The organism is Stenotrophomonas sp. 610A2 (assembly GCF_030549615.1).
In the GTDB taxonomy this organism is placed as follows: Bacteria; Pseudomonadota; Gammaproteobacteria; order Xanthomonadales; family Xanthomonadaceae; genus Stenotrophomonas; species Stenotrophomonas pigmentata.
This window is the reverse complement of sequence record NZ_CP130832.1, coordinates 2,190,216-2,211,617: the sequence shown is the minus strand read 5'-3', so window position 1 is coordinate 2,211,617 and position 21,402 is coordinate 2,190,216. Positions and strand designations below refer to the sequence as shown.

Genomic DNA, 21,402 nt, shown 5'->3' with positions numbered 1-21,402 from the left:
ATTCTGCTATCGGCGGCTTACAGAGGTGTTTGTTGTCTGGACATTCGAGACACGTCTTTAGCGATGCAGGTCACACAAAGCCGTGCAGACAAGTGTTGTCGCCCGGGCGAGCGCAGCGCAACCCGGGAAAGGAACCAGAATTTTTTCAGGCTTTCTGACTGCGTTCCCAGATGCGCTGCCCGCACCGGGTGCGTGCTACGAGTGCTGATGGATCAGGGGTTAAGCCCCTGCCGAGCATGGCTCGGCACTACAAGGGGGCGCACGCGTCAGGTCAAACGGATGCGCAGTGCTCGACGATCAATTGGATGGCTTTGCCGCCGCGATAGTCGTCGCTCACCAGTCGGTAGGCTAGCTGTACGTGCTGCGCGGGTGCGGTGCCGGTCCAGCCGCTGAAATGGATCGCATTGATCCGCGCCGTGCTGCCGGTCTGACGCAATACGAACTTCAGATGGCGCTCCTTGAGTACGCGCCACTCAAGCACTTCGAAAGCACCGTCAAACAAAGGTTCGGCGAAGCCCTGCCCCCACGGACCGGCAAGACGCAGTGCTTCGGCGTGCTGGAAATCCAGTTCGGCAGGCGACAACTCGCCATCGCTGAGCAACTGCTGTTGCAGCAATGCCGGGTCCAGACTGCGTTGTACCTGTTGCTCGAAGGCTGCCTTGAACGCATCCAGATTTGCCAATGGCAAACTCAGCCCCGCAGCCATCGCATGGCCACCGAACTTCTCCATCAATCCTGGATGATTGGCGTTGATCGCAGCCAAGGCATCACGGATGTGGAAGCCGCTGATCGAACGTGCCGAACCACGCAGCGCATCGCCACCGGGTTCAGCCGGTGCAAAGGCAATCACCGGCCGATGCAGGCGATCCTTCATCTTCGATGCAACCAGGCCTACGACGCCCGGATGCCACTCCGCATCGAACAGACACGCCGCAACCGGCCGCTGCATGTCGTCATCCAGCACGGCGCGGGCAACCGCACGTTCGGCATCGTCGGTCATGATCTGCTGCACGGCGCGGCGCTCGGCATTGATCTCTTCGAGCAGCGTGGCGATTTCCCGCGCCTGTGCTGGATCTTCGGTCAACAACAGCTCGATGCCCAGCGCCATGTCTTCCAGACGCCCTGCCGCATTCAAACGCGGCGCAACGGCGTAACCGATGTCGCTGGCGCTGAGCCGGCGCGGGTCACGTCCGCTCACCTCGATCAAGGCCTGCAGACCGACGCTGGCCTTGCCAGCGCGCAGACGGCGTAAACCCGCTGAAACCAGGGCGCGATTATTCTCATCCAGTGCCACCAGATCGGCGACAGTGCCGACGGCGACCAGGTCCAGCAGCGTAAGCAGATCGGGTTCCGGCTGGGTCCCGAATGCTGCCTGCTCGCGCAGGTGCCGACGCAACGCCATCAACACGTAGAAGATGACGCCGACACCGGCCAGCGCTTTGCTGGGGAATGCGTCACCGTCCACGTTCGGATCGACGATCGCATCGGCTGGCGGCAGCTGCTCACCAGGAAGATGGTGATCGGTGACCAGCACCTGCCAACCCAAGGCTTTTGCTGCGCGCACACCAGCATGACAGGCGATGCCGTGATCGACCGTGACCAGCAGGTCCGGCTTCAACGCGGCAAGTTCTTCGACCAGCGACGGCGACAGACCATAGCCATGCACCATCCGGTTCGGCACGGCATGCACCACATCGCGTGCGCCCAGCATACGCAGACCACGCACGCCTACCGCACAGGCGGTGGCGCCGTCGCAGTCGAAATCACCGACGATGAGAATGCGCTTGTCGTTGGCGATTGCAGCGGCCAGCAACTGCACCGCAGCCTGCATGCCCCCCAGCAGATCAGGTGCATGCAACTGGGCCAGTCGTGGCTGCGCCTGCTCTGGCGTGGTAGCACCGCGTGCTGCATAGATGCGGCGCAGCAACGGCAGGGTTTCATCGTTCCAGCCGTCGACCGCGACCATGTCGCGGCGAACGATCTTCAAACTGTCACTCATCAGCAAGCGTCATGATCGGTTTCTTCCACATGCGCCAACGCTGCCCGCGGGTGATGCGATAGCCGGTGCCGTCCTCGAAGTCCAGCTGCAGCTCGCTGAGTTCGCCACGCTTGAGTGCATCGAGCAAGGGGGTGATCGCATCCCGCGCGAGTTGCTGCAGCGAACGCAGTTGGCGCAGATCGACCAGTGCATCCACGCTCTGCTCACCGCCCAGGCGCACGCCGGCCATCGCGGCCAGGCCCTGCACCAAGGCATCGCGGCTACGTACCTGCGCGTGCGCGGTGTGTACCGATGCCGGCAAGCTGCCAGCACCCCAGAACCACAGCGAATTTACTGCACGCTGGCCTTGGGCCACGCGTTGTTCATTCCAGGGATGCTGGTGCAGGACCACCTGCGCTTCGGTCATCAAAGCGCGCCAACGGCGTCCGTTCTCACCGTTGGGAAGATGCGAAAACAAGTCGTCGCCGAGCACTACATCCGGTTCTGCAAACTCGGGCAGCGGCGTATCGGCCGGTAGACGCAGGTACCAACGCGAGGGCGTGGGCGCATCCAATTGATAGCCGAAGCCTGCGAACAAAGGCTGCAACGCTGGCAACAAGGTGTCCACGTCAGCCTGTTCCAAGCGTAGCGTTTCGGCGGCTGCCATCAAACGCGCGCCCTGCATGTCCGGCACGATATTGGCTGGATCGGCGCGCAGCCAGAAGCCGCCAGCGGCATCGCCGGCATCGGTCTGGCGGGTCAAGGCGGCGGCCGACCAGTCGGCCGGCTGCACGCTGAAGTGACGGCGCAGCTGCGCAGATTCACCGGCCGTACCGAGCGAACGCTCGGCACGACCCAGTGCCGCGGCCACCTGCGCCGGCAGTTCGCCTGCCGGAAAACGGCTGCGCGCTGGCAGCAGCAGTGTGGCCTTGGCCATCGTCAGTCGAGGTATTCGACGCTGACGATTTCGTACTCGCGCTGGCCAGCCGGCGCATCGATGGCGATGGCGTCGCCTTCGTTCTTGCCGATCAGGGCGCGCGCCACCGGCGAGGAAATGGCAATCAAGCCCAGCTTGATGTCCGCTTCCAGGTCACCGACGATCTGGTAACGCTTTTCTTCGTCGCTCTCGACGTCAGCCAGGGTCACCGTTGCGCCGAACACCACCTTGCTGCCGGCGTTGAGCTTGCTGATGTCGATGACTTCCGAATGCGACAACTCACCTTCCAGCTGCTTGATGCGGCCTTCGATGAAGCCCTGCTCTTCGCGTGCGGCGTGGTACTCGGCGTTTTCCTTCAGGTCACCGTGCTCGCGTGCTTCGGCGATGGCGGCGATGACCTTGGGGCGCTTCTCGGACTTCAGGTGATCCAGCTCGTCACGCAGGCGCTTGGCGCCTTTCATGGTGATGGGGGCTCTCATGCATTCAACTCCTTGTGCAGTTCCTGCAGCGACAACACCGGACCGGTGCCACGGAACTCCAGCGACTGCACCAGCGCCTTGGCGCCAGCAACGGTGGTGGAATACGTGATGCGGTTCTGCAGTGCCTCGCGGCGGATCGAGAACGAGTCGTTGATCGCAGCACGGCCTTCGGTCGTGTTGACGATGTAGACGATCTCGCCATTCTTGATGCTGTCCACGATGTGCGGACGGCCTTCAACTACCTTGTTGACGACGTCACAGGTATAACCGTGCTGCTGCAACCACGCGGCCGTGCCGCGGGTAGCCACCAGCGAATAACCACGCTCGACCAGGCCCTGCACCGCCGGCATCACGCGCTGCTTGTCAGCGTCGCGCACCGAGATGAAGACCTTGCCGACCGGCGGGGTCTTGATGCTGCCGGCTTCCTGCGCACGTGCGAACGCTGCGCTGAAGGTACGGCCTACACCCATCACCTCACCGGTGGAGCGCATCTCCGGCCCGAGGATCGGATCGACGCCCTGGAACTTGGCGAACGGGAAGATCGCTTCCTTCACCGAGTAGTAGTCCGGCACGATTTCCTTGGTCGCGCCCTGCTCGGCCAGCGTCTTGCCGGCCATGCAGCGGGCGGCGATCTTGGCCAGCGCCATGCCGGTGGCCTTGGACACGAACGGCACGGTGCGCGAGGCACGCGGGTTGACTTCCAGCAGGTAGATCACGTCCTTGCCATCGGCATCGGCCTGGATCGCGAACTGGGTGTTCATCAGGCCGACGACCTGCAGTGCCTTGGCCAGCTCGGTGACCTGGCGACGCAGTTCGGCCTGGGTTTCAGCCGACAGCGAGTACGGCGGCAGCGAGCAGGACGAGTCACCGGAGTGCACGCCGGCTTCTTCGATGTGCTCCATCACGCCGCCGATCAGGACCTTGCCGTCCTTGTCGCAGATGATGTCGACGTCGGCTTCGACCGCGGCGTCGAGGAAGTGGTCCAGCAGCACCGGCGAATCGTTGGACACCTTGACCGCGTCGCGCACGTAGCGGGCCAGGTCGGCTTCGCTGTAGACGATTTCCATTGCACGGCCGCCAAGCACGTAGCTCGGGCGCACCACCAGCGGGTAGCCGATTTCGCGGGCCAGCAGCAGGGCTTCCTGGTCGTTGCGGGCAATGCGGTTCGGCGGCTGCTTCAGGCCGAGCTTCTCGACCAGCTGCTGGAAGCGCTCACGGTCTTCGGCCAGGTCGATGGAGTCCGGCGAGGTGCCGATCACCGGCACGCCATTGGCTTCCAGCGCTCGCGCCAGCTTCAGCGGGGTCTGGCCACCGTACTGCACGATCACGCCCTTGGGCTGCTCCAGCTCGACGATCTCCAGCACGTCTTCCAGCGTCAGCGGCTCGAAGTACAGGCGGTCGGAGGTGTCGTAATCGGTCGAAACGGTTTCCGGGTTGCAGTTGACCATGATGGTTTCAAAACCATCCTCGCGCAGGGCGAGCGCAGCGTGCACGCAGCAGTAGTCGAACTCGATGCCCTGGCCGATGCGGTTCGGGCCACCGCCCAGGATCATGATCTTGTCGCGGTTGCTGGGTGCGGCCTCGCACTCGTCCTCGTAGGTCGAGTACAGGTAGGCGGTGCCGGTGGCGAACTCGCCGGCGCAGGAGTCAACACGCTTGTAGACCGGACGCACCTTGTGGGCGCGACGCAGTGCACGGATGGCCGCTTCGTTGGTGCCGGTCAGCTGTGCCAGGCGAGCGTCGGAGAAACCGGCGCGCTTGAGCTTGCGCAGGCGCGCTGCGTTCAGCGAATCGATGCCTTCGGCATGGACCTGCTTTTCGTCAGCGATGATCTCTTCGATCTGGTCGAGGAACCACGGGTCGATGTGCGACAGGCCGTAGATTTCTTCCACGCTCATGCCGGTGCGGAAGGCATCGCCCACGTAGAACAGACGCTCCGGGCCCGGGGCCTTGAGCTCACGCTTCATGGTGGCGACGTCGTCGGCATTGCCCAGGTCCAGCTCGGTCGGGTCGAGGCCGACCTTGCCGGTTTCCAGGCCACGCAGCGCCTTCTGCAGCGATTCCTTGAAGGTGCGGCCCATCGCCATCACCTCGCCCACCGACTTCATCTGGGTGGTCAGGCGCGCGTCGGCGGCCGGGAACTTCTCGAAGGCAAAGCGCGGAATCTTGGTGACGACGTAGTCGATGGACGGCTCGAACGAGGCAGGGGTCAGGCCGCCGGTGATTTCGTTCTTCAATTCGTCCAGGGTGTAACCGACAGCCAGCTTGGCGGCGACCTTGGCGATCGGGAAGCCAGTGGCCTTGGAGGCCAGTGCCGAGGAACGCGACACGCGCGGGTTCATCTCGATCACCACCACGCGGCCGGTGGTCGGGCTGATGCCGAACTGCACGTTCGAACCGCCGGTATCCACGCCGATCTTGCGCAGCACGGCGATGGAGGCATCGCGCAGGCGCTGGTATTCCTTGTCGGTCAAGGTCTGCGCCGGTGCCACGGTGATCGAGTCACCGGTGTGCACGCCCATCGGGTCCAGGTTCTCGATCGAGCAGACGATGATGCAGTTGTCCGCGGTGTCGCGGACCACTTCCATTTCGAATTCCTTCCAGCCCAGCACCGATTCTTCGACCAGCACTTCGGTGGTCGGCGACAGTTCCAGGCCGCGACCAACGATCTCGATCAGCTCTTCGCGGTTGTAGGCGATGCCGCCGCCGCTGCCGCCAAGAGTGAAGGACGGACGGATGATGGTCGGGTAACCAACGCGGGTCTGGATTTCCAGCGCCTCTTCCAGCGTGTGGGCGACGGCGGCGGTCGGGCATTCCAGGCCGATCTCGCCCATCGCCACGCGGAACAGCTCGCGGTCTTCGGCCATGCGGATGGCTTCGCGCTTGGCGCCGATCAGTTCGACGTTGTACTTCTCCAGCACGCCGTTGTCCGCCAGGTCCAGCGCGCAGTTCAGCGCGGTCTGGCCACCCATGGTCGGCAGCAGCGCGTCGGGGCGCTCCTTGTCGATGATCTTCTCGACCGTCTGCCAGTTGATCGGCTCGATGTAGACGGCATCAGCCATCTCCGGGTCGGTCATGATCGTGGCCGGGTTGGAGTTCACCAACACCACGCGGTAACCCTCGTCACGCAGCGCCTTGCACGCCTGCGCGCCGGAGTAGTCGAACTCACAGGCTTGGCCGATGACGATCGGGCCGGCGCCGATGATCAGGATGGTTTTTAGGTCGGTGCGCTTTGGCATTTTCTTCTCTAAGTCAGTACAGCGTGTCTGGGGGAAGTGATCGCACGCTGTCGATCAGGAAAACTCTTCTGGATCAATCGTGACACCGCATTGGCTCTGGATGCGCTCGCTCAGGCGCAGCGGCAGGCCATCAGGCATCTCGCCCAGTTCCGCAAGCACGGCGCCCAACGCTTCATAGGAGCCGCTGGCCATGAACTCACCTACCTGCTTGCGCTCCAGTTCACTGGGCTCGCCCTCGAACTCGGCCGGCAAGGCGGTGCCGTACATCATCTGGCGCTGGGTCGCGACCATGCGCTTGCCGCCCTGGCTCGAATAGAACGCTTGCCAGCGCTTGAGGTGCTGCTGCCCGTCGTTGCCAAGATTGGCGACCAGGCGATCCACCAGTGCTTCATTCAGCACCTCGCCGATCGGCGTGGCCAGGCACTCGCGTTGTGCTGCCGGAATCTGCGGGAAGAGCGTGACATTGGCCAACATGGACGTGGCCGCGTCATTGCCCATGCGCTCGAAGCCGGTCAGCGGCAGCAGATCGCGGATCTCCTGCGCGGTCACTGGCGCCGCACTGGCCACCGAGGTGGCCAGCAGCGCCGGCAACATCAGCCAGCGCGCCTTGCTCACGCCTTGGCCCCTTCCATCAGGGTGATGAAGCGATCAAACAACGGTGCCACGTCACGCGGACCCGGCGAGGCTTCCGGATGCCCCTGGAAGGAGAACGCCGGCGCATCGGTCAGCGCGATGCCCTGGATGGTCTGGTCGAACAGCGAGCGATGGGTGACCCGCACATTGGCAGGCAGCACGCTTTCGTCGATGGCGAAGCCGTGGTTCTGCGAGGTGATCATCACCCGGCCGTCGTCGATGTCCTGCACCGGGTGGTTGGCACCGTGGTGGCCGTGGCCCATCTTCATGGTCTTGGCGCCTGCGGCCAGACCGAGCAGCTGGTGGCCCAGGCAGATACCGAAGGTCGGGACCTTCTGCTCGACGAAGGTCTTGATCGCGCTGATGGCGTAGTCGCAGGGTTCCGGATCGCCCGGGCCGTTGGACAGGAACACGCCGTCCGGCTTCAGTGCCAGTACTTCAGCAGCCGGGGTCTGTGCAGGCACCACGGTCAACTCGCAGCCGCGCTCGGCCAGCATGCGCAGGATGTTGGTCTTCACGCCGAAGTCGTAAGCCACAACCTTGAACTTCGGTTCGGCGCGCACGAATTCGTTGCGGTCCAGGTCCAGCTGGCCTTCGGTCCAACCGTAGGACTTGTCGGTGCTGACCACCTTGGCCAGATCCATGCCCTTCAGGCCAGGGAACTTGCGCGCGGCTTCCAGTGCCTTCTCGACATCGATGTCGGGACCAGCCATCAGCGCGCCGTTCTGGGCGCCGCGCTCACGCAGGATGCGGGTCAGCTTGCGGGTATCGATGCCGGAGATGGCAACCACGCCGCGCTGGATCAACCAATCCTGCAGCGACACCTGGTTGCGCCAGTTGCTCGGGCGGCGCGGAACGTCGCGGACGATCAGGCCCGATGCCCATACCTTGGAAGCTTCGTCGTCCTGGTCGTTCATACCGGTGTTGCCGATATGCGGGTACGTCAGGGTGATCATCTGCCGGGCGTAGGACGGATCGGTCAGCATTTCCTGGTAACCGGTCATGGCGGTGTTGAACACCACCTCACCCACGGATAGGCCGGGCGCGCCTACGGATTCGCCCTCGAATACGGTGCCGTCTTCGAGCACGAGAATTGCGGCTTGGGTCACGGGAATCTCACTTTGGCTACCGGGGGACTCCGAAGCCACGCCTGCGTTCACGGTCAAAAACCGGTTGCAAAAAAGCGCGGACGGCGGTCTGGGAACCGGTCCGGCTAACGTGTTTCGGCGAGCCGGAATTGTAAAGGCAAGGGGGCACCAACGCCAGCGCCCCGTGCGCTTCCCTTCAGCTGTTCAGTGGTGACAAAAGCCATGTTCCGGAAGGAATGTGCCACGCATTCAGCTGTTTCAGGCCTGCTCGGACGTCCCGACCAGATCCCGCACCCGGTATTGCCCCGGACTGCGCTGGCGCAGCTGCTTGGCCGCATGCAGCGCCCCGCGCGCGAAAATGTCGCGGTTGGTGGCGCGGTGTACCAGCTCCACCCGCTCGCCCAGCCCGGTGAACTGCACGAAATGCTCGCCGATGATGTCGCCGGCACGCAGGCTGGCATAGCGCGGCTCCGCGCCACCGTGCTGGGCCGATTCGCCCAGCGTCAGTGCGGTGCCGGATGGCGCATCCTTCTTGTGCACATGATGGGATTCGACGATGTCGCAGTCCCAGCCCGGCAATGCCGCCGCTGCACGCTCGACCAGCTCGGCCAGCACCGCGACACCAAGGCTGAAGTTTGTCGCCCAAACCAGAGGAATCTTGCTCGCGGCGGCGGCCAACGCGGCCTGCTGCGCCGCGCTGATGCCGGTTGTACCCGACACCAGGCCCACGCCACGCTCCACGCACAGCGCCAGCACCGGGTCAAAACCCTCCGGCAGGCTGAAATCAATCGCCACATCGAATGCCGGCGCAGCGGACAGCTCGCTGGCAGCAAAATGCGGAATACCGTCGATCACACGCTGTATCGGCGGTTTACGCACCACGGCGGCAACCACCTGCAGCGAGGAATCTTCTGCCGCGATGCGCAGCAGGGCTTGGCCCATGCGCCCGGAGGCACCATGGATCAGCAAACGGGTCGGAGTCGTATTCATGCCGGCACGCTAACGCTTCAGCAGCCCAACACACAAGCGCACAGCGCGCGTTTACGCAACGCAGCGCCGAATCCAGCTCTTGTGGGAGCGGCGTAAGCCGCGAAGCAGACATTGCCGGGGACCCAACACATCCCTGCAATCTGATGGCGTTCAAGCTTCGCGGCTTACGCCGCTCCCACAAAAAAAAACCGATGCCAGCTATCTGACATCGGTTCCTGTCTCACTTAAATGCCGCGAGTCCCTCAGTGCTGCTTGGGCTCGCTCGGCCCGCAGCTGTTGCAGCCACCACACGCACCCGCAGCACTGGCCGCCGGCGGTGCCAGGCGCCGCCCCCAGGCCTGCAGCCGGGGCGAACGCTGCGGCTTCACCAGCCATAGCGCCAACAGGCCTCGCAGCTTGCGCAACACGCCCGGGAACTGCTTCTTCAGCACAACCCAGGCACTGACCAGCACCGCCAGGGCGATGATCAGGTATTGCAGCAGCAGGCCCTTGTCCATCAGCCGGCTCCCAGCGCCACCGCCACCTGGTAGGTGACGAAGGCGGCCAGATAGGCCGCGCCGAACAGGTAGACCGTGGCGAACGCCATCTGCTTCCACGAGTTGGTCTCGCGCTTGATGGTAGCCAGGGTTGAGATGCACATCGGCGCGTAGATGAACCACACCATCAGCGACAAACCGGTCGCCAGGGTCCAGCCATCGCTGATCACCGGCGTCAGCGCCTGGATCGCGGCATCGTCATCGGCAGCCGACAAGGCGTAGATCGTGGCCAGCGAAGACACCGCCACTTCACGCGCACCCATGCCCGGAATCAAGGCGATGCAGATCTGCCAGTTGAAGCCCAGCGGGGCGAAGATCACCGCCATCGCGTGGCCGATCTGGCCGGCGAAGCTGTAATCGATGGCCGGCATGGTCGCGTTCTCGGGTGCGCCCGGATACGACAGCAGGAACCACAGCAGGATGGTCAGCGACAGGATGATGCCGCCCACGCGCTTGAGGAAGATCATCGCGCGCTCGTACAAGCCGACCAGCAGGTCGCGCGGATTCGGCAGGCGGTACGACGGCAACTCCAGCATCAAGGGGTGCTCGCTCTTGTCGCGACGGAACTTCTTCATCGTCCACGACATCACCAGGGCGCTGAGGATACCCGCCACATACAGCGAGAACAGCACCAGGCCCTGCTGGTTGAACACGCCCCACACGGTCTTGGCCGGGATGAAGGCGCCAATCAGCAAGGCATACACCGGCAGGCGTGCCGAGCAGGTCATCAGCGGCGCCACCAGTATGGTCGCCAGGCGATCACGCGGGTCCTGGATGGAACGGGTCGACATGATGCCCGGCACCGCACAGGCGAAGCTGGACAGCAGCGGAATGAACGAACGCCCGGACAAGCCGGCCGAAGCCATCATCCGATCCAGCAGGAAGGCAGCGCGCGGCAGGTAACCGGATTCCTCCAGCGCCAGGATGAAGGCGAACAGGATCAGGATCTGTGGCAGGAACACCAGCACGCCACCTACGCCGGCAATGATGCCGTCCACCAGCAGGCTGCTCAGCGGCCCTTCCGGCAGCTTCTCGGCCACCACCGGCCCGAGCCAGCCGAAGGCCGCCTCGATGCCATCCATCAACGGCGTGGCCCAGGCATACACCGCCTGGAAGATCAGGAACATGACCACGGCCAGGGTCAGCAGACCGAAAACCGGGTGCAGCAACCAACGGTCCAGCGCGTCATCCACTTTTGCGGTGGGCGCAGGCATGCGCACGGCCGAAGCCAGGATGTCGCGTACCTGCGCGTGGTAATCGGCGCCAGGCTCGGCCGCATGCACCGGCATGGCGTCGAGCTTTGGCATCAGCGTATCGATGCGCTCGACCAGCGCGCGCGCGCCGTTGTGACGCACCGCGACGGTTTCCACCACCGGTACGCCCAGCGCCTTCTCCAGCGCCGGCACGTCGATCTCGATGCCACGCTTGCGGGCCGCATCGACCATGTTCAGGGCCACCACCATCGGCTTGCCGAGCTCGCGCACTTCCAGCGCAAAGCGCAGGTGCAGACGCAGGTTGGTGGCGTCGATCACGCAGATCAGGGCATCCGGGGCAGCCTCACCCGGGTAGAAACCCCGGCAGAGGTCGCGGGTGATGGCTTCATCCAGGCTGGCCGGGTGCAGGCTGTAGGCGCCCGGCAGGTCCAGCACCGCGTACTCCTGCCCGGACGGCCCACGCATGCGGCCTTCCTTGCGCTCGACGGTGACGCCGGTGTAGTTGGCCACCTTCTGGCGGCTGCCGGTCAGCTGGTTGAATAGTGCGGTCTTGCCGCTGTTCGGGTTGCCAACCAACGCCAACCGGGCAATAGCGGTACTCATGCCTGTGCTCCTTCGGCGCTGATCTGGACGCGCGCGGCCTCGCTACGGCGCAGCGCAAAACGGGTAAAACCCACCTGGAACAGCAGCGGCTCACCGCCGACCGGACCACGTGCAACCAAGCGGACTTCCTCTCCGTTCACAAAACCCAGCTCGCGCAGACGGCGCGCGATCGCATCGTTTGCATGCAGGTCCTGAACGCTTTCTACGCGCGCTGAAGCATGCAGCGGCAAATCTGACAACGTCACTGAATAGCGCCTATGGAGTGGTGATAAGAATGGTTATCAATTCTAGCATCGCCGCGCTGCGTCATGGCGTCCCACCCCTGCACCGCTATGATTCGCGGGATTTCCGTTCAAACAGGCATTACCGATGAGCGATGCATTGCTCGTGCAGCACCAGGGCGCGGTGGCGACCCTTTCCATGAACCGGCCGGACCTGCACAACGCCTTCGACGCGGCGCTGATCCGTTCCCTGACCGAAACCCTGTCCAACCTTGGTGCCGACCCGGCCGTACGGACCGTGGTGTTGGCCAGCACCGGGCCGTCCTTCTCGGCCGGTGCCGACCTACAGTGGATGCGGTCCATGGCTACCGCCAGCCAGGAGGAGAACCGCATCGACTCGCTGGCACTGGCAGGGCTGATGCGTACCCTGGATGAATTGCCCAAGCCGACCATCGCCCGCATTCAGGGCGCTGCCTTCGGCGGCGGTGTCGGCCTGATCGCCTGCTGCGATATCGCCATTGCTGCCGAAGGCGCCCGCTTCGGCCTGACCGAAAGCCGCCTTGGCCTGCTGCCAGCGGTGATCTCCCCCTATGTCATTGCCGCGATCGGCCCACGCCAGGCACGGCGCTGGTTCGCTACCGGCGAGCACTTCGATGCCACCACCGCACAGCAGATCGGCCTGGTTCATCAGGTGGTCGCCGCCGATGCACTGGATGCCGCGGTGCAAGCCCAACTCAGCCTGCTCAGCAAGGCAGGTCCAGTTGCGGCTGCCTCGGCCAAGATCCTGGTCCGCGAGGTGCACGCCGCCATCGGTGACCGCGATGGACTGGACCGCGCCAATGCCGGCCTGATCGCCGCCCTGCGCGCTTCCGACGAAGGCCGCGAAGGCTTGACCGCCTTCCTTGAGAAGCGCCCCCCCCGCTGGGCCGCACAGTAAGCCTTGCCCTCGAACCGCCCGCGCCCGCCTCCAGTCAAAGACCGCTCAATGAATGATTTCGTCCGTATCGTCGAAGTAGGCCCGCGTGACGGCCTGCAGAATGAGAAACAACAGGTTGCAACCACCGACAAGATCGAGCTGATCGACCGGCTCTCGGCGACCGGCCTGCGCAGCATCGAAGCCACCAGCTTCGTCAGCCCGAAGTGGGTGCCACAGTTGGCCGATGCCGCCGAGGTGTTTACCGGCATACAGCGCAGGCCAGGTGTGAGCTACCCGGTGTTGGTACCCAACGAACAGGGTTACGAACGCGCACTGGCGGTAGGCGTCAGCGAAGTTGCCGTGTTCACCGCGGCGTCCGAGCAGTTCAACCGCACCAATACCAATGCCGGAATTGATGAATCGCTGCAGCGTTTCGAGCCGATCCTGGCCCGGGCCAAGGCCGATGGAGTGCAGGTGCGCGGCTATGTCTCCACCGTACTTGGCTGCCCGTATCAGGGCGAGGTGCCGCTGGCCGATGTGGTGCGCGTCGCGCGCCGCCTGCATGCCATGGGCTGCTACGAGATATCGCTGGGCGACACCATCGGCGTCGGAACTCCCCACAAGGCCCGCGCAATGTTGCAGGCCGTGGCCGCGGAAGTGCCGGTTGCAGCCCTTGCCGTGCACTTCCATGACACCTACGGGCAGGCACTGGCCAATATCGCCAGCTGCCTGGAAGAAGGCGTACGGGTGGTGGATTCGGCCGTCGCCGGCACCGGCGGCTGCCCCTATGCACGCGGTGCTAGTGGTAATGTCGCCAGCGAAGATGTTATTTACATGCTGCACGGCATGGGGATGCGTACCGGCGTGGATCTGCCGGCGCTTGCCGCAACGGGGAACTGGCTCGCAGAACGACTGGGCCGGCAGACAGGCAGCAAGACAGGAAGGGCATTGACAGTGTCATGACCGGAACCGGCCAGCTTGGTGTACCTGACGACGGCGATCATCGCGCCGCGCATGTCGACGCGCTGGCTGGACTGGAACGGGCATTACAGCAACCGCTTCCACTTGGCCTGCAACAGGCCTTGCTGGCTGCACGCTCGGCCTTGAGCGAAGCCATGGCCGAGCGACGGGTAGCGCAACGCCGCTATGCCGCCCTGTTCGACGCAGTACCCGACCCGGTCAGCATCCTCAGCGCCACCGGCGTGGTGCTGGACGTCAACAGCGCCGGCGTCCGTGCCTATGGCCGCACCCGCGAAGAAATCGTCGGCCAGCCCATCGAGCTGCTCAATCCCGACCTGCCCGCCGACCATCTGGAGCCGGTCTGGGAAACCCTCAACCGTGGCGAAACCTATGTGGTGGAAGTCACCAACATGCGCGGCGACGGCAGCCGCTTCCCGGTGGAGGTGCACTCGGCCACCATCGAGCATGATGGCGAACACTGCATCGTGGCCGTCGCCCGTGACCTGAGCCGCCGCTGGCAGGCCGAAACCCGCTACCGCCTGCTGCTGGAGTCCATCGACAAGGGGGTGATGCTGTTCGACCGCCACCTCGGCATCATCTCCGCCAACCCGGCCGCCCACCGCATCTTCAACCTGAGCAGCGCCGTCCCGGCCAAGGTGCCGCTGGCCAGCGACGAGTGGATCAGCGTTGATGAGCACGGTCGCCGGCTGCGCCCCGAACAATGGCCGGTGACCCGCGCGTTTGCCGAAGGCAAGATCATCCGCAGCACCATCATCGGCCTGTACTACCGCCCCAATGGGCGGATGATCTGGATCTCGATCACCACCGTACCGGTGTTCTCGGCCGGCTGTGATCTTCCGGACCACGTGTTCTCACTGTTCAGCGACATCACCGAACTCAAGCGCGACCACGCCCTGTTCGACCGCGCCCAGTCGCTGGCGCATATCGGCGGCTGGGAGTGGGATCGGGGCCAGCAGCACCTTTACCTCACCGGCGAGGCACAGCGCATTCTCGGCCAGCAATCGCCGCCCACCGACCTCGAACAACTGCTGGCCTGCCTCAACAGCCTGTCGCGCCAACAGCTGCGCGAGGCCATGGAGGGCGTCATCGAGCAGCGCACCGGCTTCGAACTGGAACTGCAGGGCCAACGCGCCAGCGGCCACAGCTTCTGGATCCGGATGATCGGCGAAGTGGAGCTCGGCGACCTGGCCTCCACCCGTATCGCCGGCACCTTGCAGGACATCACCGAGCCCAAGCACGCCGAGCAGACCCTCAAGAACCAGGCCCGCACCGATCCGCTGACCGGCATCATGAACCGCGATGCCGCGCTCACCGATCTGGAAGCACGGCTGAGCAACCCCTCGCATGCCGGGGTTGCAGTGCTCTACATCGACCTGGACCGGTTCAAGACCGTCAACGACGTGCTCGGCCACAACGCCGGCGATCTGCTGTTGATCGAAGCCACCCGCCGCATTGCCGATGCCATCGGCACCGAGGGCCTGCTGGCCCGCTTTGGCGGCGATGAGTTCGTGGTCACCTGCGATGCCCGCGACCTGCCCGGACGGCCCGAGAAGCTGGCCGAAGCCATCACCCGTGCCTTCATCCCGCCGTTCCAGTTCGGCAAGGACGAGTTCCCGGTCACCACCAGCATTGGCATTGCGCGCGCGCCGCAGGACGGCCTGCGCCCGCAGCAGCTGATCCAGAATGCCGACCTGGCCATGTACGAGTGCAAGCGCCGCGACCGCAATGGCTGGCAGCTGTTCTCGCCGGAACTGGCGCGACGCCAGAAGGACCGCCTGCAGATCGAGCGACGCCTGCGCAAGGCACTGGACCGTGACGAATTCCGCCTGGTCTACCAACCGCAGGTGGACCTGCGCAGCGGCCAGACCATTGCTTGCGAGGCCTTGATCCGCTGGCGCAACCGCCAGCTCGGCGAGCTGCGCCCGGATATCTTCATCAGCCACGCCGAGAACACCGGCGACATCGTCCGCATCGGCGAATGGGTGCTGCACCAGGCCTGCCGGCAGATCCGCGAATGGCATAACGAAGGCCTGGGCATGATGCGGGTGGCGATCAATGTCTCCTACCGCCAGTTCAGCGGCGACCGCCTTGCGCGGCAGGTGCGCGAGGTGTTGGACCACTACAACCTGCCCGGCAGCGCGCTGGAGCTGGAGTTCACCGAGCGGGTGCTGATCGAGGACGCCCCCGCCACCCTGCGCACCTTTGCCGAGCTGCGCGCCATGGGCGTGATACTGACCATCGACGACTTCGGCGAAGGCTATAGCGCACTGAACTACCTGCGCACCCTGCCCATCCACGGCCTCAAGCTCAGCCAGCTGTTCATCAGCGGCGTGCCCGACAACCCCTCCGATGTCGCCGTCTGCGAAGCAGTCTGCGGCATCGCCCGCAGCCTGGGGCTGGGCCTGGTTGCCGAGGGCATCGAGTCGGAGGCGCAGCGCCAGTTCCTGCTTGGGCTCGGCGTTCCTGTCGGCCAGGGCTTCCTGTTCGCGCCCGGCCTGTCGCCTCCCGACTTCAGCCGGCAGATGGCCTGAGCCGGTGTAGCGGGACAGCCGCTGCAGGTCTGATCGTGCCAACTGGACGCGGACCGGCATCGGCTAGAATCGGCGGATCACTCAGCAGGATTGTTCCAATGCAGCTGTCTTTCGTTCGTGCCGTCATCACCGGCGGTGTTTCCGGGCTTGGCCTCGGTGTCGCCCAGTTCCTGGTCGCCAATGGCGGCAAGGTCGCCCTGTTCGACCTCAATGATGAAAAGGGCGCCGCAGCGGTCGCCGAACTGGGCGCCGACAATGCCCGCTACTTCACCACCAATGTCACCGACGAAGCCGGAGTCGCCGCCAATCTGGCCGCCGCCCGCGAGTTCCTGGGCGGACTGAACGTGGTGATGAACTGCGCCGGCATTCTTGGCGCCGGCCGCGTGCTCGGCCGCGAGGCAGCAATGCCGCTGGCCAACTTCCAGACCACGGTGATGGTCAACCTGGTCGGCAGCTTCAACGTCGCCAAGGCCGCGGCCGAGCTGATGCAGCACAACGAGGCCAATGCCGACGGCGAGCGTGGCGTGATCATCAACACCGCCTCGGTGGCTGCTTACGAGGGCCAGATCGGCCAGGCCGCCTATTCCGCCTCCAAGGGCGGCGTGGTCGGCATGACCCTGCCGATGGCCCGCGAGCTGTCGCGCTTCGGCATCCGCGTACTGACCATTGCCCCGGGCGTGTTCTGGACCCCGATGGTCGACGGCATGCCGCCGAACGTGCAGGAATCGCTGGCCGCCTCCATCCCGTTCCCGTCGCGTCTGGGCCAGCCGGCCGATTTCGCCAGCCTGGTCGGCCACATCATTGGCAATACCTACCTCAACGGTGAGACTATTCGCCTCGACGGCGCCGTACGTTTGGCACCGAAGTGACTCCGGAGCGGGGCCTGGGGACTCGGAACGGCGCGAAAGCGCTACCCGATCAGCCCCGGGACCCGCTTCTGGTTTTGCGAATCTCCCATCCCGATTCCCTGATACCAGCGCTCAATCCATGAAAGCCAACGACATCAAGAAAGGCAACGTCGTCGAGTACAACAACGGCGTCTACCAGATCCGCGACATCGAGCGCAGCTCGCCGCAGGGCCGCGGCGGCAACGTCCGCTTCCGTTTCATCATGTACAGCGTGCCGGGCGGCAACAAGCTCGATGCCAGCTTCGATGCCGATGACAACCTGCCGGAAGTCGAGCTGCTGCGTCGCCAGTCCACCTTCTCCTACATGGACGGCGATGCCTTCGTGTTCATGGATGACGAGGACTACACCCCGTACACGCTGGACGCGGACGTGATCGGCGACGACGCCGGTTACATCACCGAAGGCCTGAACGGCATCTTCGTGCAGGTCATCGACGACCAGCCGGTCGCGATCCAGCTGCCGCAGCACGTGACCCTGGAAGTGGTTGAGACCCCGCCGGAACTGAAGGGCGGCACCGCGACCAAGCGCCCGAAGCCGGCCAAGCTCAACACCGGCCTGGAAATCATGGTGCCGGAGTACATCGTCAACGGCGAACGCATCCTGGTGAACACCACCACCGGCGAGTTCGGCGGCCGCGCCGATTGATTGACCGCAGCCTCCTGCCCAAGGGCGGGAGGCTGTAGTGCTTGGTTTGTAGGAGCGGCGTAAGCCGCGAAGCTGACAATGTTTCAGGTCTTGAAATCCACAGGCAGCCAGTACCGTGGTGAATGGCCAGCTTCGCGGCTTACGCCGCTCCCACAACTTCTGTTGCGACCGGGAAGTACAACGACACCGCCGCCCCGCCCAGCGTGGACGTGCCAATGGTGGCCGTGCCTCCCGACTGCGCTGCAAACCCATAGACCTGGCTCAAACCCAGGCCACTGCCATCGCCCACGCTCTTGGTAGTGAAGAACGGCTCGAACACGCTCTCCTGGATTTCGGCCTGGATACCCGGCCCACTGTCACCCACGCAGATGCAGACGAACTGACCGCTCTCGCCACCAGATGGCAGCAGCATGTCCTCGAGCCGTGCCGACAACTGCACCCGTCCTACCCCGTGCATCGCGTCGCGGCTGTTGCTCAATAGATTCAGCAGTGCGGCCTCCAACTGGCCTGCGTCGACCGAGATCGGCGGCAGTTGGGCATCCACTTCCACATCCAGCTGGATGGTTTCGCCACAGACGCGGCGGTATAGCTCCAGTGATGCATTGACCAGCTCATCGGCCTTGCTCAGCTGCGGCACCAGGGTCTGCCCGCGCCCGAACGCCAGCATCTGCCGGGTCAACTGGGTGCCCCGCTCCACCGCCCGGTGCGCGACATCCAGAATCCGGCGCACGCTGTCATCGCCCGAGCGCCGCAGCGACAACATATCCAGACTGTTGCCGATCACCGACAGCAGGTTGTTGAAGTCATGCGACAAGCCTAGCGTCAGCTTGCCAACCGCATCCAGGCGCTGCGCGCGCAGAGCCACTTCCTGCGCCTCGCGCACCCGCTTCTGGGTCTGGAAGACCTCGGTGATGTCACGGATCAACACCAGCACCCGCGCGCCCTGCGCATCGACTATCCGCTCCAGGATCATCGAGGCACGGAACCGACTTCCATCGCGGTGGACCATCGCCAGCCCAAGCTGGTCGGTGCCCTGCGCCAAGGTGCGTGCGACCGTCTGTTCGGCCACCTTGCGCTGCATATCGGCAGCACTGAACAACACCGAGAACGGCTGCCCGCAGATCTCATCCTCCGCATAGCCGAGCACGGTTGCCACGCCGGCATTGCAGCTGAGCACGCGACCATCGGCGCCCAACTGGAGAATGGCACAGGAGCGCAGCTGCGCTACATCGTCGGCCATCCCCATGGCCTTGCGGACCTCTTGCTGTTCGGTACTACTCAACCGCGCTCTCCTGAAAACTGACCCGGCCGCTGATCCTCCAGCGCTGCCGCCTCCCCTGCCTGCGTACCGTACCCTAAACGCAGCCGCTGTCGCAGATACGACAGGTTCGCCTCGATCTGCGCCATCCGCTCCCGCTGCGCGCCCGGCAAGGCCGCCAGCGCAGCCTCGCGCAAGGCCTGCCATTGCTGACGGGCCATTCCAGCGCCTGCCATGGTCGCCGACCTCAGTCGCTCTCGTTCATCCTCGTTGGGAATGCCATAGCCGTTTCCGGCTTCCAGCAGGCTACCCGGTGCGAGCAACAGCGCGCTGCGCTCCATCAACGCCTGGAAGTCAGCCTTCTCGGGCAACGGTCTGCCGCGGGCCAGCAGACTGCGCTTGAGCACATCGGCAGCGGCAAGTTCGCCGCGCCGCCATGCCGCCTGCTCCAGCAGCAGCATCGCCGCCAACACCTGCTCGTCAGCTTCCTGCATCCAGCGCTTTCTCTGTGCTGGCGGCAGCGCCAGCCAGCCTTCGACATCCCTGGCCGGCAGCGGCAAGGCCTTGCGCGCCACCTCGAACACCAACGCGTAATGGGCGGCCGCAGACTCGAAGTAGTATCCACCGCGCAACGCCTGCGCGCGGTCGCGTGGCGGGTCGGCCAAGGATTCGGCGCGCAGCCCCTGCAACAGACCGGTCGGCGTGATCGACAGCAGATTGGCCGAACCCAGTCGTGGCGCGCCGTCGCCCAGCAACTTGCCGGTTTCCACCGCGCAGTTGTTGCTGATGAAGTAGTAGCGGCCGTCGTAGTCCCAATGCAGCCGCGCAGCCTGCTGCAGCACTGCGCCAATTTCCTCGCGCTGCAGGCGCAGTGGCGTGGACGAGACGCCGCGCAGCTCGACCTTGGTGTACTCCTCGATCACCCGGCTCAGTGGCAACACGAACAGCCGTGATGGATAGGCTCCGGTCAGGCCGCGCCAGCTGGATATCTGTACATCGCCGACGAAGGCGCGGAACGACAGCACCAGATGGTATTGCAGGTCCATCCGGCAGCCGGGACCTGGCGCTCTTCCGGGCGCACAGACCACCAGCCGCAGCATGCTGTGGCCCCAGCGGCTCATCAGCTTCTCGTTGCCTTCGGCCAGCAGATAGTCGATTTCATAGACCCGCGCCGGGTCCAGATCAAGCAGCTCGGCCAAGCCTTCCTGCTCACCGGCCTGCATGAACGGCAAGGTCTGCGGACACTGCACCGGACTCAACAGCCGCGGGGGGCCCAGGTTCTCGGCAAACCAGGCATGCAGCAACGGGCGCCGGCAAGCGTAGTCCGGGTCCAGCAGGTAATGCTCGAGGTTTACCGCGAAGAACTCAGCCGGGCTGTCCAGCTCGTAGCGATCCGGGCTGCGCAGACTGAAATGGTTGCGGCCCCGTCCCGGCCATAACGGCCGCTGCTGCCAGCCAGCCAGATCCAGAAACCGCGGCTGCGCCGACCAGCCACCTTGGGCGGAACGATCCAGGGCGTGCGCCAGCTCATGGATCAAGGCCGCACGCGCCTGCCGCCAAGCGCCCGTGGAGGCTGCAGAGGACTCAGGACTGCCCTGCAACAAGGCCGGCAACAGGCGTTGGTCCAGCCCAAGCTGGTGTCCGCGTGCCCTGCCCTGCACATGCTCGGGCAGGTCGTCACGCCAGCGCAGCTGCAGTGTCAACGAGGTTTCAGCGTCGATGCTTGCGGGGATGCGCGCAAGCACGTCATCAATCAGTTGCTGGCTGGCCAGCACCTGCGCCGTATCCAATGCCGGCGCGGCTGGCTGCAGCTCGATGCGCAGCGCTGCCTGCAACGGCGCCGCGACGCATAGCAGCAGCACCGCCAACCACCGCGCGGGCGGCAGCCGGCGGCGATTCGTCACAGGGCCAGAATCTTCCGGGCCAACGCCATGTCGCTGGCGTCGCGCGCTGCAGCGTCGCGCTCACGCAGCTGGATCAAGGCCGCCTCCAGCCACGCACCGCGGATTTCACCATTGCTGGCAACAAAACCCGCTGCGTCTTCGCGCGCATCCAGCAGCACTTTGTCATCGCCGGAGGAGCTGCCCGATGAATTGGACGACGCGCCCGAGGCGGAACCTGCCGACGTACCTGCAAAGCTGGAGGCGAATGCCGACATCGGCAGGGCAATCAAAGCGCAGAGCAGGATCGAGCGGATCATTGGCGTGTCAACGTCGGATGAGCAAGGACGCCAAGAGTACCGAG

The 21,402-nt window shown here is 64.7% G+C and carries 18 protein-coding genes; 5 read left to right on the top strand and 13 right to left on the bottom strand.

Features of this window, described 5'->3' with window-relative positions; all coding sequences use genetic code 11:
• Positions 1-271: 271 nt before the first annotated feature.
• From recJ to Q5Z11_RS09975, 10 genes are all read right to left on the bottom strand, one after another.
• Positions 272-1,999: a single-stranded-DNA-specific exonuclease RecJ gene (recJ, locus tag Q5Z11_RS10020; protein WP_303749844.1), complete on the bottom strand. Its 1,728-nt coding sequence runs from the start codon at positions 1,997-1,999 to the stop codon at positions 272-274.
• Positions 1,992-2,915 (bottom strand): phosphoglycerate mutase, encoded by a 924-nt coding sequence (locus tag Q5Z11_RS10015; protein ID WP_303749843.1) that lies wholly within the window; start codon positions 2,913-2,915, stop codon positions 1,992-1,994. Before Q5Z11_RS10015 ends, recJ begins: the two co-directional genes overlap by 8 nt.
• Before the next feature lie 2 nt (positions 2,916-2,917).
• Positions 2,918-3,394, bottom strand: a complete 477-nt coding sequence (gene greA, locus Q5Z11_RS10010) for a transcription elongation factor GreA (protein WP_303749842.1) — start codon at positions 3,392-3,394, stop codon at positions 2,918-2,920.
• Positions 3,391-6,633, bottom strand: coding sequence for a carbamoyl-phosphate synthase large subunit (carB, locus tag Q5Z11_RS10005; protein WP_303749841.1), 3,243 nt, complete (start codon positions 6,631-6,633; stop codon positions 3,391-3,393). The genes greA and carB overlap by 4 nt, the downstream gene beginning before the upstream one ends.
• Before the next feature lie 54 nt (positions 6,634-6,687).
• The gene (locus tag Q5Z11_RS10000; RefSeq protein ID WP_303749840.1) at positions 6,688-7,248 is read right to left on the bottom strand and encodes a DUF2059 domain-containing protein; all 561 of its coding nucleotides are present in this window, start codon (positions 7,246-7,248) and stop codon (positions 6,688-6,690) included.
• A complete protein-coding gene (gene carA / locus Q5Z11_RS09995; RefSeq protein WP_303749839.1) occupies positions 7,245-8,375 on the bottom strand; it encodes a glutamine-hydrolyzing carbamoyl-phosphate synthase small subunit in 1,131 nt (376 codons plus the stop codon). Before carA ends, Q5Z11_RS10000 begins: the two co-directional genes overlap by 4 nt.
• Before the next feature lie 237 nt (positions 8,376-8,612).
• The gene (gene dapB, locus Q5Z11_RS09990) at positions 8,613-9,344 is read right to left on the bottom strand and encodes a 4-hydroxy-tetrahydrodipicolinate reductase (protein ID WP_303749838.1); all 732 of its coding nucleotides are present in this window, start codon (positions 9,342-9,344) and stop codon (positions 8,613-8,615) included.
• Between the two features lie 242 nt (positions 9,345-9,586).
• A complete protein-coding gene (locus Q5Z11_RS09985) occupies positions 9,587-9,841 on the bottom strand; it encodes a DUF6587 family protein (protein ID WP_303749837.1) in 255 nt (84 codons plus the stop codon).
• Positions 9,841-11,697, bottom strand: coding sequence for a ferrous iron transport protein B (feoB, locus tag Q5Z11_RS09980; RefSeq protein ID WP_303749836.1), 1,857 nt, complete (start codon positions 11,695-11,697; stop codon positions 9,841-9,843). The genes Q5Z11_RS09985 and feoB overlap by 1 nt, the downstream gene beginning before the upstream one ends.
• The gene (locus Q5Z11_RS09975; protein ID WP_282270780.1) at positions 11,694-11,942 is read right to left on the bottom strand and encodes a FeoA family protein; all 249 of its coding nucleotides are present in this window, start codon (positions 11,940-11,942) and stop codon (positions 11,694-11,696) included. Before Q5Z11_RS09975 ends, feoB begins: the two co-directional genes overlap by 4 nt.
• Before the next feature lie 124 nt (positions 11,943-12,066).
• Between Q5Z11_RS09975 and Q5Z11_RS09970 the strand changes: the two genes are divergently transcribed.
• The 5 genes from Q5Z11_RS09970 to yeiP all read left to right on the top strand — a co-directional run bounded on the left by Q5Z11_RS09970 (position 12,067) and on the right by yeiP (position 17,900).
• Positions 12,067-12,855, top strand: coding sequence for an enoyl-CoA hydratase-related protein (locus Q5Z11_RS09970; RefSeq protein WP_303749835.1), 789 nt, complete (start codon positions 12,067-12,069; stop codon positions 12,853-12,855).
• Between the two features lie 48 nt (positions 12,856-12,903).
• Positions 12,904-13,797, top strand: a complete 894-nt coding sequence (locus tag Q5Z11_RS09965; protein WP_303749834.1) for a hydroxymethylglutaryl-CoA lyase — start codon at positions 12,904-12,906, stop codon at positions 13,795-13,797.
• Entirely contained in the window at positions 13,794-16,346 is a 2,553-nt protein-coding gene (locus tag Q5Z11_RS09960) for a sensor domain-containing protein (RefSeq protein WP_303749833.1), read from the top strand. Before Q5Z11_RS09965 ends, Q5Z11_RS09960 begins: the two co-directional genes overlap by 4 nt.
• 98 nt (positions 16,347-16,444) lie before the next feature.
• Entirely contained in the window at positions 16,445-17,215 is a 771-nt protein-coding gene (locus Q5Z11_RS09955) for an SDR family NAD(P)-dependent oxidoreductase (protein ID WP_303749832.1), read from the top strand.
• Positions 17,216-17,333: 118 nt separating this feature from the next.
• Positions 17,334-17,900 (top strand): elongation factor P-like protein YeiP, encoded by a 567-nt coding sequence (yeiP, locus tag Q5Z11_RS09950; protein ID WP_303749831.1) that lies wholly within the window; start codon positions 17,334-17,336, stop codon positions 17,898-17,900.
• A 139-nt stretch (positions 17,901-18,039) separates the two neighbouring features.
• On the opposite strand, the gene Q5Z11_RS09945 is transcribed toward yeiP, so the two are convergent.
• From Q5Z11_RS09945 to Q5Z11_RS09935, 3 genes are read right to left on the bottom strand one after another with little or no spacing between them, the layout of a single operon-like run.
• Positions 18,040-19,182, bottom strand: a complete 1,143-nt coding sequence (locus tag Q5Z11_RS09945; protein WP_303749830.1) for a two-component system sensor histidine kinase NtrB — start codon at positions 19,180-19,182, stop codon at positions 18,040-18,042.
• Positions 19,179-21,062, bottom strand: a complete 1,884-nt coding sequence (locus Q5Z11_RS09940; protein ID WP_303749829.1) for a DUF7844 domain-containing protein — start codon at positions 21,060-21,062, stop codon at positions 19,179-19,181. The genes Q5Z11_RS09945 and Q5Z11_RS09940 overlap by 4 nt, the downstream gene beginning before the upstream one ends.
• Positions 21,059-21,358 carry a DUF2388 domain-containing protein gene (locus Q5Z11_RS09935; protein WP_303749828.1) on the bottom strand — a complete coding sequence of 100 codons (300 nt, stop codon included), beginning with the start codon at positions 21,356-21,358 and terminating at the stop codon, positions 21,059-21,061. The genes Q5Z11_RS09940 and Q5Z11_RS09935 overlap by 4 nt, the downstream gene beginning before the upstream one ends.
• Positions 21,359-21,402: the final 44 nt, after the last annotated feature.